Origin of the sequence: Falsiroseomonas oleicola, assembly GCF_019029495.1 — a bacterium.
Classification (GTDB): Bacteria; Pseudomonadota; Alphaproteobacteria; order Acetobacterales; family Acetobacteraceae; genus Falsiroseomonas; species Falsiroseomonas oleicola.
In genome coordinates, this window is sequence record NZ_JAERQM010000026.1 from 1 (window position 1) to 528 (window position 528).

The following is a 528-nucleotide window of genomic DNA, read 5'->3' on the forward strand; positions in this document are numbered from 1 at the left end:
TTCTGTTACTGCCGACGCTGATCGTGCTTGCCGGGTCCTTCCACCCCGGCGAGATCATTCGTTTTCCGCCGGATGGGCTCTCGCTGCGGTGGTATGCGGCGTTGCCGGAGCGGGGCGAGTTCGTCGCCGCCTTCTGGCGCAGCGTCTACGTGGCGGTCTTCTGTACCCTCTTTTCCATCCCGGTCGGCATCCTCACGGGATTGGGACTGATCCGCTATGACCTCCGATTCAAGCAGTTCCTGCAGCTGTACTTTCTGCTGCCGTTCACCGTCCCGCTGATCGTGTCCGGGACGATTCTACTCATCATCTTCGGCGAGATCGGCGTCCTCGGCCAGCTCTGGACGGTCGGGCTCGCGCTCACGATCATCAACATCCCGTTTATGATCTGGTCGGTGACTGCCCGTGTCAATGCGCTCGACTCGGACCTTCACGACGCCGCGCAGAACCTCGGCGCTGAAGAGCTGCAAACGTTTTTGCACGTTACCATACCCGCGATCCTGCCGGGCGTGGTCAGCGGCGCACTGCTGA

At 61.7% G+C, this 528-nt stretch carries 1 protein-coding gene; it reads left to right on the plus strand.

Annotation, left to right across the window (positions count from 1 at the left end):
* Nucleotides 1-528 (plus strand): ABC transporter permease (locus JJQ90_RS26735; RefSeq protein WP_216879302.1); only part of this gene is annotated, 528 nt, incomplete at both ends.